Annotated in this window: 15 protein-coding genes; 7 read left to right on the top strand and 8 right to left on the bottom strand. The window is 62.6% G+C overall.

Going from position 1 to position 12,661, the window contains the following annotated elements:
* Window positions 1-54 precede the first annotated feature (54 nt).
* From A9G05_RS17445 to A9G05_RS17435, 3 genes are all read right to left on the bottom strand, one after another.
* Entirely contained in the window at window positions 55-483 is a 429-nt protein-coding gene (locus A9G05_RS17445) for an NUDIX domain-containing protein (protein ID WP_069562178.1), read from the bottom strand.
* Window positions 480-1,031: a GNAT family N-acetyltransferase gene (locus tag A9G05_RS17440; protein ID WP_083272605.1), complete on the bottom strand. Its 552-nt coding sequence runs from the start codon at window positions 1,029-1,031 to the stop codon at window positions 480-482. The genes A9G05_RS17445 and A9G05_RS17440 overlap by 4 nt, the downstream gene beginning before the upstream one ends.
* Before the next feature lie 179 nt (window positions 1,032-1,210).
* Window positions 1,211-1,843: a TetR family transcriptional regulator gene (locus A9G05_RS17435; protein WP_069562177.1), complete on the bottom strand. Its 633-nt coding sequence runs from the start codon at window positions 1,841-1,843 to the stop codon at window positions 1,211-1,213.
* A gap of 94 nt (window positions 1,844-1,937) precedes the next feature.
* Between A9G05_RS17435 and A9G05_RS17430 the strand changes: the two genes are divergently transcribed.
* From A9G05_RS17430 to A9G05_RS17420, 3 genes are all read left to right on the top strand, one after another.
* Window positions 1,938-2,603, top strand: a complete 666-nt coding sequence (locus A9G05_RS17430) for an O-methyltransferase (protein WP_069562176.1) — start codon at window positions 1,938-1,940, stop codon at window positions 2,601-2,603.
* A gap of 275 nt (window positions 2,604-2,878) precedes the next feature.
* Window positions 2,879-4,486 (top strand): M28 family metallopeptidase, encoded by a 1,608-nt coding sequence (locus A9G05_RS17425; RefSeq protein ID WP_069562175.1) that lies wholly within the window; start codon window positions 2,879-2,881, stop codon window positions 4,484-4,486.
* A gap of 109 nt (window positions 4,487-4,595) precedes the next feature.
* Entirely contained in the window at window positions 4,596-5,021 is a 426-nt protein-coding gene (locus A9G05_RS17420; RefSeq protein WP_069562174.1) for a LexA family transcriptional regulator, read from the top strand.
* Between the two features lie 27 nt (window positions 5,022-5,048).
* Here A9G05_RS17420 and A9G05_RS17415 read toward each other — a convergent pair whose 3' ends face one another.
* The 3 genes from A9G05_RS17415 to A9G05_RS17405 form a co-directional block, all read right to left on the bottom strand.
* On the bottom strand, window positions 5,049-5,231 hold the full coding sequence (locus A9G05_RS17415) for a hypothetical protein (protein WP_069562173.1): 183 nt from the start codon (window positions 5,229-5,231) through the stop codon (window positions 5,049-5,051).
* 186 nt (window positions 5,232-5,417) lie between these two features.
* A complete protein-coding gene (locus A9G05_RS17410; protein WP_069562172.1) occupies window positions 5,418-5,813 on the bottom strand; it encodes a hypothetical protein in 396 nt (131 codons plus the stop codon).
* 36 nt (window positions 5,814-5,849) lie between these two features.
* Window positions 5,850-6,332, bottom strand: coding sequence for a GreA/GreB family elongation factor (locus A9G05_RS17405; RefSeq protein ID WP_069562171.1), 483 nt, complete (start codon window positions 6,330-6,332; stop codon window positions 5,850-5,852).
* A gap of 132 nt (window positions 6,333-6,464) precedes the next feature.
* Between A9G05_RS17405 and A9G05_RS17400 the strand changes: the two genes are divergently transcribed.
* The 4 genes from A9G05_RS17400 to rmuC all read left to right on the top strand — a co-directional run bounded on the left by A9G05_RS17400 (window position 6,465) and on the right by rmuC (window position 9,933).
* Window positions 6,465-6,836, top strand: a complete 372-nt coding sequence (locus A9G05_RS17400; protein WP_044405544.1) for an XRE family transcriptional regulator — start codon at window positions 6,465-6,467, stop codon at window positions 6,834-6,836.
* Window positions 6,837-6,854: 18 nt separating this feature from the next.
* A complete protein-coding gene (locus A9G05_RS17395) occupies window positions 6,855-7,604 on the top strand; it encodes an RES family NAD+ phosphorylase (RefSeq protein ID WP_069562237.1) in 750 nt (249 codons plus the stop codon).
* A gap of 387 nt (window positions 7,605-7,991) precedes the next feature.
* On the top strand, window positions 7,992-8,405 hold the full coding sequence (locus tag A9G05_RS17390) for a tetratricopeptide repeat protein (protein WP_069562170.1): 414 nt from the start codon (window positions 7,992-7,994) through the stop codon (window positions 8,403-8,405).
* A gap of 166 nt (window positions 8,406-8,571) precedes the next feature.
* Window positions 8,572-9,933, top strand: a complete 1,362-nt coding sequence (rmuC, locus tag A9G05_RS17385) for a DNA recombination protein RmuC (RefSeq protein WP_171902731.1) — start codon at window positions 8,572-8,574, stop codon at window positions 9,931-9,933.
* Window positions 9,934-10,171: 238 nt separating this feature from the next.
* Here rmuC and A9G05_RS17380 read toward each other — a convergent pair whose 3' ends face one another.
* Window positions 10,172-12,016 (bottom strand): DEAD/DEAH box helicase, encoded by a 1,845-nt coding sequence (locus A9G05_RS17380; protein WP_069562168.1) that lies wholly within the window; start codon window positions 12,014-12,016, stop codon window positions 10,172-10,174.
* A gap of 42 nt (window positions 12,017-12,058) precedes the next feature.
* Window positions 12,059-12,661: JAB domain-containing protein (locus tag A9G05_RS17375; protein WP_083272604.1), on the bottom strand; the 603-nt coding region annotated here is incomplete at its 5' end.

Here is a 12,661-nt window from a genome sequence, read left to right as displayed (position 1 = left end):
TGTTTCCCGCAGCTTTCCGCCCAGCGCTGCATGGCTATTGCCTCAGCGCCTGGCTTAGCCAGTCGTGTTCCCCAGCAGTTGAGACCGGACGAACGCCAGCGCATCCCTGAATAGCGGATGCCATGTTTCGCCAGGTTCATCGACAAGGGGATGCCAGAAGAACCGGAATACATGGCCGCCGTCGTCCTCCGTGCGGTGTGTCCATGCATCGGGCAGCGCCAAGCAGGGTTCGCATTGGTGGAACGCCCAGACCTGCTGCGCCGAAGGGTTGAAGAAAAGCCCGAAATCTCGAACAGCTTTGGCTCGAATCCCAGCCTCTTCAAACAGTTCTCGGATAGCTGCCGCCTGGGAGGACTCCCCTGGCTCCAGGCGGCCTTTGACCAGCTGCAAGCCAGCCAGCGGATGCTCGAAGGCAAGAACCTCCAGCCCTCCGCTCTTGCGCAGAACCACAGGGCAGGCCCTGTCCACCTCTACGCGGCTCATCGCCCCACCTCGTACTCCATCGGATAGTCGAACGGCTCCCGCTCCACCTGCTCCGGCCACAACCACTGCGCATCCACGCAACCCTGACGCTGGTAGAACAGCACCGTCTCCCGTGCCGAGTGGGAAGAGACGTACAGGCGCTGGAAGCCTTTGCGACGGGCCTCTTCAAGGCAGCGGGCAAACAGCAGGCGCCCGATGCCCCGACCACGCTCGCTGGCCTCGACGTGAAACTCCCTCAGGGGGTGGTAGCGCCCGCCGGGATCGACAGATACGCCGTCCACACAGGCGAAACCGACGACCCGCCCCTTACTGGTCGCCAGGCAGACCATGCCGCCGTTGGCCAGGGCGGCCCGCAGCGTGTCCTTCACCTCCTGGCGTTCGGCCAGGGACCAGTCGTCGATGAAGGGATCGGCGCTCTCCACCGGCTGGCCCGCCTGCAAGCGAATGACCCGATCCACCACCTGACGCCGCTCGAAGGTGAAAACGAAGTCCAGGTCTGAATCGGCTACCGGGGAGGTGTGAAGGATGATGTCCGGGGTGCTGCTCATGAGCTTCCTGCTGGTAGTCGAGGGGCGGTCGGGAATGGTAGCGCGGTGCGCCGAGTTTTACCGGGAAAGGCCAAAACCTACCCAGCCTCTCTAGAGTGCTTGTTTCGACGCAACCAGACAGCGGCGAAGGGGTGGAGGCTGGGCGCACGTAAACAGCCCGTCCGAGACATAACGGCCGATCACTCCGCCCCCAACCCCCGCAGGTACGCACAGAGCATGTCCGCCAGCGCTTCGGAGAAGGCATGGATGGCTTCGGCCGTGCGGGGCTGTTCGGAGAAGTTCTTGCCCACGGCGCCGAGGGTAGTGGTGAGCAACTGGCAGGCGAGGGCGCGTTGCTCATCGGTGGCGGCCGGCAGGGCTTCTTCGACGAAGGCGAGAAACAACCGTCTGGCGTAGGCCTTGGCCTCCCTGGCTTCCGGTGCGTCGCGGTAGAGCGGGGCGGCGTCGTTGAGGGCGGTGCGCATGTCCGCCTCTTCGCATTCCGACTGGACGAAGGCCTGCACCAGATAGCGCAGGCGGGCCAGCGGAGGCTGCTCGCGGTCTTCGAGGATCTGCCGCAGCAGGCCGGTGGTGCGCTGCCACTCGTCACTCTGCAGGCGGAACAGGATGGCCGCCTTGTTGGGGAAGTACTGGTACAGCGAGCCGATGCTCACCCCGGCGCGTTCGGCGACCCGGGCAGTGGTGAAGCGCGCCGCGCCCTCCTTCTGCAAAACCTGAATAGCAGCGTCGAGGATGCTCGCCACCAGTTCGGTGGAACGGGCCTGCTGGGGCTCCTTGCGCGTGGCGATGCGCGGGTTTCGGCGTTCGGGCATGAGGGCTCGGCGGAATGCGAATGGGTGAATGTGACTAAATCGTCGCATTATATTCAGGCGCAACACAGCGCTCAACCTGACCCACGGAGTCGCCATGACCACCCTCACCACCGCCCCCCTTGCTTCCCTGCTGGACAGCCTGTTCCAGCAGGCCGACGCCCTGTCCGTCGACGACCATCCCGCCCTGGCCGGGCTGGACGGCGCGGCCCTGGCCCGGCTCATGCACAGCAAGACCGACTACCTGGAGCTGTATGCCCAGTTGCGCGACCTGCCGCTGCCGGTCTCGCGGGAGACCGGGCGCCTGCTGTACATGCTGGCCCGCAGCAGCGGCGCCCGGCAGATCGTCGAGTTCGGCACCTCGTTCGGTATCTCCACCCTGCACCTGGCGGCCGCCCTGCGGGACAACGGTGGCGGCCGGTTGATCACCTGCGAGTTCGAGCCCGGCAAGGTGGCGCGGGCGCGGGGCAACCTGGAGGTCGGCGGCCTGCTGGACCTGGTGGAGATCCGCCGGGGTGATGCCCTGCAGACCCTGCGCACGGGCCTGCCCGAGTCGGTCGACCTGCTCCTGCTGGACGGTGCCAAGGCGCTGTACCCCGAGGTGCTGGCGCTGGTGGAGCCACACCTGCGGGTGGGGGCGCTGGTGATTGCCGACAACGCCGACCACAGCCCTGAGTACCTGGCTCGCGTCCGCGCGCCCGGTAATGGCTACCTGTCGGTGCCTTTTGGCGGCGACGTGGAGTTGTCCGTGTGGCTGGGTTGAGGCGGAGTGTGGGCGCCGGGCCTTGATGCGGAATGCAGGTGTCAAATTGCTGGCAGATTGCTGGCAAATAATCGGCGTTTCGTTGTCGTTTAAGGCCCTTTGCGCCTTTTTGTATCAAAAAAGCGACAGATTTCACTAAACCGGCCACTCTCCCGGAGAACCCCGGCTACACCGTCCAGTCTAGGTTCGAGGCCGTCCGAAGGATGCCGTACGGACAATGGCATTGCGCCATTCCCAGGCCTGCCTAAAGCCACTTCAAATGGATTGGAGTCAACATGAAGAACAACGTCAAACGTGTTGCCGGTTCACTCGCATTCGCCCTCTCCACCGCCGCCCTGGCGAGCCCTGGCTCGGAAGCCGAGCAGTTCAAGGAATACTGGAGCCCCGGCAAGCCCAATGCCGCCATCTGCAACTCGCCGCTCCTGGTGGGCACGCCCCTGGGGCTGCCGCGCTGCATGCAGGCACGCAACGTGTTCGCACGGCTGCAGGCCCTGGAAGACATCGCCAGCCTCAACGAGGGCAATCGCGCGGCCGGCCGACCGGGCTACCAGGCTTCCATCGACTACGTGAAGCGCACCCTGCAGAAGGCCGGCTACAAGGTCACGGTGCAGCCGTTCCCCTTCACCGCCTTCTACCCCAAGGGGCCGGGCACCCTGAGCGCCGTGGCGCCCGCCCCGGGCAGCTACGTGTGGGAGACCGACTTCAACTACCTCTCCCAGACCGAGGCCGGTGACATCAGCGCCCCGGTGGTGCCGGTGGACCTGGCCCTGGGCGCCGGCAACACCAGCAGCAGCGGCTGCGAGTCGGAAGACTTCGCCAACTTCCCCAGCGGTGCCATCGCCCTGGTCCAGCGCGGCACCTGCAGCTTCGAAGTCAAGGCAGAGAACGCTGCCGCCGCCGGGGCAGCGGGCGTGATCATCTTCAACCAAGGCAACACCGACGAGCGCAAGGGCCTGGAGAACGTCACCCTCGGCGACGGCTACGAAGGCGGCGTGCCGGTAATGTTCGCCACCTACGACAACGGCGTGGCCTGGTCGCAGACCCCGGGCCTGCAACTGCGCATGGTGGTGGACGTGGTGCGCGAGAAGACCCAGACCTACAACGTGGTCGCCGAGACCCGCTACGGCAACCCGAACAATGTGGTGATGGCCGGCGCCCACCTGGACTCAGTGTTCGAAGGCCCGGGCATCAACGACAACGGCTCCGGCAGCGCCGCCTTGCTGGAAATGGCCGTGCTGCTGCGCAAAGCCTACCCGCTGAACAAGGTGCGTTTCGCCTGGTGGGGCGCGGAGGAGGCCGGGCTGGTGGGCTCGACCTACTACGTGAACAACCTCACCGCCGAGGAGAAGAAGAAGATCAAGGCCTATCTCAACTTCGACATGATCGGTTCGCCCAACTACGCCAACCAGATCTACGACGGTGACGGCTCGTCCTTCGGCCTGCAGGGCCCGCCCGGCTCCGGCGCCATCGAGCGCCTGTTCGAGGCCTACTTCAAGCTGCGCAACCAGGCCAGTGAAGGCACCGAGATCGACTTCCGCTCCGACTATGCGAAGTTCTTCGAGGACGGCATTCCCTTCGGCGGCCTGTTCACCGGCGCCGAGGACATCAAGACCCCCGAGCAGGCGCAGAAGTACGGTGGTGCTGCCGGCAAGCCGTTCGATCCGTGCTACCACAACGCCTGCGACAGCACCGCCAACATCAGCCTTGAGGCCCTGGAATTGCACGCCGACGCCATGGCCTTCGTCACCAGCTGGCTGTCCATCTCCACCAAGGTGATCGACGACGAGATCGCCGCTGCGAAGGCCGCTGGCGGCGGCAAGGCCCTGCTGCGCTCCCAGAGCGTTCGCCAGAGCGACCGCTGGGGTTCGGACTACGTGCGCTGATCCCCGCTGTTCCCTTGCGCCGGTGGCCTCGGCGCAAGGGCTTCTCCCGGTTGACGACGTTTCCTTTCTCGAAATACTGTATGCATGAACAGTATTCGGAGAATCCGCCATGGGGACTGTCCGCATCATCGGCCGCCTCGGCCCCTCGTACGCCACCCTGCCGCTCTACACCCTCGCCCTTGACCAGGGCGCCCAGCAGCCGGTCCGCCTGCACCTGGCGCGCAGCGCGCCGCTGGACGACCTGCTTGGTGTCGATATCCCACAGACTTTCAGCCTGCGCCTGGAGGACGACAGCATGAGCGCCATCGGCCTGTACGCCGGGGACATCCTCATGGCCGACCGCTCCTTGCAGCCGGGTGACGGCAGCCTGGTGGTGGTGGTGATCGAAGGGGACTTCTGCATCCGCCGGCTGTGCCTGGAAAGCGGCCAGCAGGTGCTGCGCGCCGCCAGCGAGGGTTACTCGCCGGTGACGCTCGCACCAGGCGAGGCGTGGCGGGTTCGCGGCGTGGTGACCCACAGCTTCCGCCGGCCCTGAGCCAGGGATGCCCAGGGCCGCACGGGGTCAGTGCAGAAGCTGGCGCCGCTTGCCAGGCTTGCCGGGCTTGCGTGGTTGGGCCGCCTGGCGTGGCGCTCGGGTGGTGGGATGGTGGTGGTGATGGGTGAGGCGCAACATGCCCCACAACATGGCCACTGCGACCAGCAGCCAGCCCAGGACCAACAGCACGATAAAGACTTCAGGACTCATAACAACCGCCTTGGCACCCGCGTGTGGGCGCCTGCTGGAAAGTCTAGTCCGCGCCGCTTCGCCGGGTGTGTCGGGGCATGGCCTCCGGTCGGCAGGTGACAGGGCATTCGTCGGATGGCGCCAGGCCACCTCATGCAGATTGGGCAGCCCGATGGGCGGAAAGTGCAGGTCGCTTGGTCGGGCGCGCTACTGGCAGAAGCGTTCGACGTTCTGCCGGGCCTTCTCCGTCGGCGCGTTGCGCTGCTGCTCGCGCCAGAACTGGCATTGCGGGCTCTGCGCGCGGTCACGGGCCTCCGCCCGTTCGTTGTCGCGCTGCTGGGCGGCGTCCAGCCGCTCCTGGTAGTGCTGGAACATCTCGCTGCCCTTGTCCGCCTGGGGCGCCGGTGCATCGGCTGGCGGAATGGAGGGGAGGGCGGCACGCCCCGGCGCCTGGCTCCAGGCCTGGGCCACCACTGCCTGGTAGCCGAGCCAGGCGGTGGCCACCAGGGCGACCGCGCCGAGCCAGATGCCCAGTGCGATGCACAGCACCAGTTGCAGCGGGGAATAGGCGATACGCAGGGGCGGGCGGGTGCGGCGGGTCATGTCGATCTCCTTCTGGATGGGCGCAAGGCTAGCCGGTCAGGCCACCTGCAGCACCTCGTACACCTGGCGCGCGCCCGCGGGGGCGACCACCACCTCGTCACCCTCGCGCTTGCCCAGCAGGGCCTGGCCCAGGGGCGCGCGCGGGGTGATCACGGTCACCTCGGCACCCTCGGCCTGGACCTGCAGGCCGGCCGCCTCCGGGCCGAGGAACAGCCAGCGCTCGCCGCCCTGTTCGTCCCCCAGGCACACCAGCGCACCCAGGGCGATGCCGCGCTCCGGGTCGTAGGGCCGCAGCACCAGCGCCTCGTACAGGCCTATCGCCTGGCGGATCTCCGCCGCGCGGCGGGCCTGCCCGGTGGCCAGGTAGGACGCCTCCAGGCCGAGGGTGTCGTACTTGTTCTCGGCGATGTTCTCCTCGTGGGTCGCCGTCTCGTAGGCGGTCTGGGCCGCCCGTTGCAGCAGCTGCAGGTCGTCGGCCAGGCGGTCGAGGATGAGGCGGAGCAGGTGGGCTTTGTCCATGGTCGGTCCGGTTCGCGTGGGTGGGCCATTCTACGTCCTGGCGCCTGGCTGTCGATCCGCCCGCAGGCAGTCGCAGTGTGTGATAAAGCAGCATTGGTGATGTATATTGATGCTATCGCACGGAGGAATGCCATGAGCGCGCTGACCCGCCCCCACCTCGATCCCGACGCCGTCCTGGCCAAGGCCCTGCTCAACACCCGCGAGCAACTGGGGCTGACCCGCCAGCAACTGGCCGACATCGTCGGCGTCCACCGCACCGTCGTCACCCGCTGGGCCGACGCCGGCAGCATCCGCCCGCAGAGCAAGACCGGTGAACTGGCGCTGCTGGTGATCCGCATCTACCGCGCCCTGTTCGCGCTGTTCGGCGGCAACCTCGAGGACATGCGCCACTTCCTGCGCACCGAGAACCGTCACCTCGGTGGCGTGCCCCTGGAGCTGATGGGGCAGGTGCAGGGGCTGGTGCGGGTGGTGGAGTACCTCGACGCCATTCGCGGCAAGGTCTGAGGATTCAAGCGCATGGAAATGGACATCTGGAGCGCATGCGACGGCGAACGCCACATCGCCCCCCTGCGCGGGCGCGTGGTGCGCCTGGTGGAGAGCCAGGAGCAGGTGGCGACCCTGCAACTGGTGGACAACCTTGCCGAACAGGCCCTGCTGGAAGAACTGATCGAGACCAGCAAACCGCCCCTGCCGCGCAGCGCCGAGCCGCTGCACTACCTGCTCAAGACCCCGTTCCGCTACCCGCCGCTGCGCTGGGGCTCGCGCTTCGGCACGGTGCACGAGCCCAGCCTGTTCTACGCCGCCGCGCGCCTGGAGACGGCCATGGCCGAAGGCGCCTTCTACCGCTTCGTGCTGTGGAGCGGCATGGCCACCCCACCGCCCAGCGGGCGCATCCTCTCGGAGCACGCTTCCTTCGAGGCGCGCTTCCAGGTGGAGCGCGGCGTGAGCCTGCAGAACCCGCCGTTCGATGCCTACCCGGCGCTGGTCGAACGCCGCGACTACCGCGCCACCCAGGCCCTGGGAGCTGCCATGCGCGCCGCCGGGGTCGAAGCCTTCGAATACCGTTCCGCCCGCTGCCCGCAGCAGGGGCTGAACATCGCCCTGTTCACCCCCGACGCCTTCACCGAACGGCGCCCGCGCAACCTCACCCCCTGGTTCTGCGAAACCACCGCCGACTACGTCGCCTACAAGCACGCCCAGGCGCCGGACCAGCCCCGCCTGTTCCGCCGCGAAGCCTTCCTGGTGGACGGCGTCATCCCCCAGCCGGCGTGACCCGAAATGGGCCCTCCAGACTCCCGCCAAACGCCCTGAAACAGGGCGTTCGCGCGGGGGCGTGAACGCAGTTGTGCACACTCGCGAAGCACCCTGTCATTTGGCAGTCAAAAACGCGCGCAACCATTTGATTTTTCGTCTTGTCAATCTAAAACAATGAAAAATAAGGACTTTTTCAACTGGTGAAAAAATCGCCAATTTGTCTGGAGCGCCCATTCCATCAGGCTCCGGAAGAAGTGTGAGCACGTTTTTCACAAAGTTATCCACAGCTTCTGTGGATTGTCCCAAGGCGGCCCTCTAGAACGCCGACTGTGGATATTGGCAAGTCTTTACCTGTGGGAAAAAAGGAGTAGAGTGGCGCGCCTTCTCGGCTTCCCCTGCCTTTCAATGAAGTTTCGCACTCCCGCCGTCGACCCTTCCCGCACTGATGACCAGCGCCTGCCGCTGCGCGTCGCCCTGTGGCTGCTGGACAGCCCGCGCCTGAGCCAGGCTGACAGCGTCAAGCGCATCGCCGGCCGCCTGCTCAAGCAGCCCGCCCGTCAGGGCGTGGTCGCCGCCCAGAGCCGCCTCGGGCAGATGCTCTGCCGGGACTGTGGCAACACCCGCGACCGCCGCATCGGCCTCGACCTGCTGCGTCAGGCCGCCCGTGCCGGCGACCGCCGCGCCCAGCTCGAACTGGGGCGCCTCTACACCCAGCCGCGTACCCAGGAACTGCAGCAGGCCCGCCACTGGCTGGAACAGGCCGCCGCCCAGGGTTCCCATGAGGCCAGCCGCCTGCTGACCCGCCTGCCCCAGGCCTGACCGCCCCAAAGGCGCTGGGTATACTGCCCGGCACCCTGCCGCGGAGCCCTCCATGCCACTCGATCTGCCCAACCTGCTGCTTGGCCTGCTGCTGGCCGCCGCGCCGCTGCTCGGCCTGGCCTGGCGCCAGCAACGCCGGGTCACTGCCCTGGAGGCCGAGCGCCTGGTGCTGGACGAGCGCCTGGCCACTGCCCAACTGGCCCAGGACGGCCTCGCCGCCCAGTTGGAGGACTGCCGGGCGGAAGTGCGGGAACTGAACCAGTTCAACGCCGACCAGCAGGCCGAACTGGCTGCCCTGCGCCGCGAGTCCGAACTGCTGGCCGTGGAGCGCCGCGCCGCCCGTGAAGCCGTCGCCGGCTGGAACGACGAGCGCGCCAGCAAGGACGCCGAGCTGCGCCGCCTCGACAGCGAACGCGCCGCCCTGGCTGCCGAATTGCGTGAGCAGCAGGAGGCCCACGCCCAGCGCCTGGCCGACCTGCAGGCCGCCCGCGACGACCTGCGAGCCCAGTTCGCCGAACTGGCTGGGCGCATCTTCGACGAGCGCGAGCAGCGCTTCGCCGAAACCAGCCAACAGCGCCTCGGCCAGTTGCTCGACCCGCTCAAGGAGCGCATCCAGGCCTTCGAGAAGCGCGTCGAGGAGAGTTATCAACAGGAGGCGCGCGAGCGCTTTTCCCTCGGCCGCGAACTGGAGCGCCTGCAACAGCTCAACCAGCGCCTCGGCGACGAAGCCACCAACCTCACCCGCGCCCTCAAGGGTCAGAAGACCCAGGGCAACTGGGGCGAGCTGGTGCTGGAGCGGGTGCTGGAGCACGCCGGCCTGGAGAAGGGCCGCGAGTACCGAACCCAGGTCAGCCTCAACAGCCCCGACGGCCAGCGCTTCCAGCCGGACGTGCTGATCCAGCTTCCCGGCGACAAGCAGGTGGTGGTGGACGCCAAGGTCAGCCTCACCGCCTACCAGAGCTACCTCACCGCCGAGGACGAGAACGCCCGCCTCCAGGCCCTCAAGGCCCACGTCGGCTCCCTGCGTGGCCACCTCAAGGGCCTCTCGGTAAAGGACTACCAGCGCCTGGAAGGGCTCCACAGCCTGGACTTCGTGCTGCTCTTCGTCCCCATCGAAGCCGCCTTCGCCGCCGCCTTGCAGGCCGACCCCGGCCTGTTCCAGGAAGCCTTCGACCAGCATATCGTCATCGTCAGCCCCACCACACTGCTGGCCACCCTGCGGGTGATCGACAGCCTCTGGCGCCAGGAACGGCAGACCCAGAACGCCCGCGAGATCGCCGAGCGCGCCGGGGCGCTGTACGACAAGTTCGTCGCTTTCATCCAGGACCTGGACGAGATGGGCAGCCGCCTGCAGCAACTGGACAAGGCCTACGCCGCTGCCCGCAACAAGCTGGTGGACGGGCGCGGCAACCTCATTTCCCGCGCCGAGAACCTCAAGCTGCTGGGCGCCCGCGCCAGCAAGAGCCTCGCCCCCGACCTGCTGGAGCAGGCAGCGGGGTGGGGGGATGAGGACGAGGGGCGGGAATAGGTGGTAGGCGGTTTAGGAAACCCAAAAAACCACCTGAATTGTCATCGCGACGTTAAGAACAGGCTCGTGCGCAAAATGTTCATTTACCGTGTCTTTCGCCTTTTTGCCTTGTGCTGACCGTCTCGCCCACGTTTTTAGAGGTGCCCCTTGGGGACTGAGTTTGCAGGCATCTGTTTTCATGGAGGAGATTATCCATCTGTGCCTGATGTGTTTGCCATGTTAATAGATAGAGCTTAGATCAAAGATCTCTATGCGTTTGCATATTAATTACGCCTATGATTTTTCCTAGTTTTTCAGAGAAATGAGATTTCTCTCCGTGAGTCATGACTAGGTGTTTAGTGGCTCGGGTCATTCCGACATAAAGTAGTCTGGCTTCTTCTGTACGTGAGTCTTCGTATTTGGCAGGCATTCCTACTGCTGGGATACAGACAAGTGGGAATTCCAATCCTTTGCTGGCATGCATGGTAAGTAAGCTAACTCCATCTTGATCTTTGTTGCTCTTGATTGGGATGGCTTTTTTTTGGCAGATATTTTTAATCTGTTCGGCCATATAGTTCCAGCGATAGATGATGCTCATGTCTCGCCAAGGCATGCCAGCCTGCTGATGCTCTATCAAAATGTCGGCTATCTTTTCATACTCTTTATAAAGGGTGGGCAGCCTGATCAATAGAGGTAATGGTCCGCGAAGCCCGGCTCCGACAGGCTCTATGACAGGTGGTTGGTCTTCATCTTGATTATCTGGATGTAGCAATTCTTCTGCAAAGGCTTTGGCTACTGTAAGGATCTCTATGGTGTTCCGGTAGTTCAGCTTGAGGATGGTGGTGCGCCCTCTGGCTTGAATGCCCAATTGCGAGAATACGATTTTTTTCTTTTTCTGGTAAATAGACTGAGCGTCGTCGTAGAGAACAAGTAGCGCGTTACTCTCTGGGTTGATCATTTGAAGAACTAATTTGAGCCATGAGTCTTCAAAGTCATGCCCCTCATCAATGAGGATCGCATCATATTGGCCGCCGGGTATAAGCCCACGATCCACATTCCGGATAACCAGCTCTACACAATCAGAATAAAACTGTTTTTTCCCCTCGGGGGTCTTGTCGTTTTTGCTTTTTGGCAGGTCGATACCGTAAGCATTAAGCTGGCGATAACACCATTGGTGGAAATTCATGGCGTGAATTTTCTCGCCTAAGCCTCTGCTGCTCATGCTTTGCTCTAATGTTTCAGCCAGCTTACGGTTGAAGCAAAGAATAAGAATCGGCTTTTTGACCAGGGGAGCCAAATATTGGGCTCTATAGCCCAATATCATGGTTTTTCCTGAGCCGGCTACGCCATGAATAATGCGGTGGCCCTCCCCTAAACTGCGGGCAAGTTGCTCTTGCTGAATATCCATGATTTTCAGGATGTCCGGAAGCTCTGCTATTGGATCGTCATGCTCATTAGCAAATAGATCCCGCTGCTCGGGGACACGAATCTCTGGGAAAATGTGCCAGCGGATACGGTCAATCTGCGGCAAACTGATCGTTCCACGCATTTTATACTGGAACATCTCCCACAAGCGCTGTTGAAAAAGTTCGGCATCAACCCGTTCTGTCATTTCATCTTTACAGATGACACAGTGCTCAGGAATCGCTCCGGATAATTCAGCATCATCGAACTGCTTCCGTGTGATATTTGTTAAGACAACGCCGAAAGCATAAGGAAACATCAATTTCCCTTGCCTGTGCCCACCTGAAAAAACGAGCAGAGGGTCTCTCTCTAATAGGTTTGTGATCGAGAAAATATGGTTTCTGGCTTGCCTAAGGGGGTTTTTTTCTTTGACGAGGCCGCGCTCAGTTATCAGCGTTGCGTACTCTTTATCAAGGCCGGTAATGGTTTCTGTTTTCCAGTCTTTAACCTCCAATATTAATAGCCCACGACCAGGATGAAGAATAATGAAGTCAGGGTGGAGGCTTTTATTTCCGACAGGCACGTCATACCAACACCAGTAGTCGTCATCTAGCTTGGCCTCTAAGATACGGGCAAGCCGTTTCTCTCCAAGCGTCATTCGAGATAAGCAGCTATTTAATGTAGGGATTAAAGTGGCCATGGCTTTTCCTTAAGCAACCTTTAGATGTGCGAGTGGCGGGGATTACTGCTGCTCTTTCTTGATGAGTTTTTCTATGGATTTCGGTGATTTCCCCAATATCTTTGCAACGGTGTCAATGGGCGTGCCCCTGTTGATTAGCTCAACGATTAATGTATCTTTTTGTTCGCGCTCAATTTTTATGGCATCTCTAGCGTTTTTAATGGCTTCTTTGGCAGTCGCTTTCTCTTCCTTTCTGACACGCTCGATCACCTGATAGGTGGGTACATACTTAAGGCTTGCCTCAAGCTTATTCATGAGCCCGATGGCCTTGAAACTCAAGTAAGTGGTGGGTGTAATAATAAGATGGTCTTCCAGGGTGATATCCAGAATGCGTCCGACTTGAATCAGGCGGTCCGTGACATCTTCATCGTTATTCGAAGGGGTGACGACACCGCTGGGGTGGTTATGAATGGCAATCACCCGTGTTGCATTTTTCATCACTGCAATACGGAATACATTCATCGGCTCAATAACCGTTGCCCTTACACTCCCAAGACTTACCAGTTCAATATAAAGAATGTACCCGGCAGTGTTTAGGCCGATGATCCAGAAGTGTTCTTTTTCCTGATCGATTTTGTTTTCACGTAATAAAATACGCTGCATGAT

The sequence above is a fragment of the Pseudomonas sp. ENNP23 genome (assembly GCF_001728945.1).
GTDB lineage: Bacteria > Pseudomonadota > Gammaproteobacteria > Pseudomonadales > Pseudomonadaceae > Metapseudomonas > Metapseudomonas otitidis.
The sequence above is the reverse complement of the archived record's forward strand: the minus strand, read 5'-3'. Positions and strand labels throughout refer to the sequence as shown.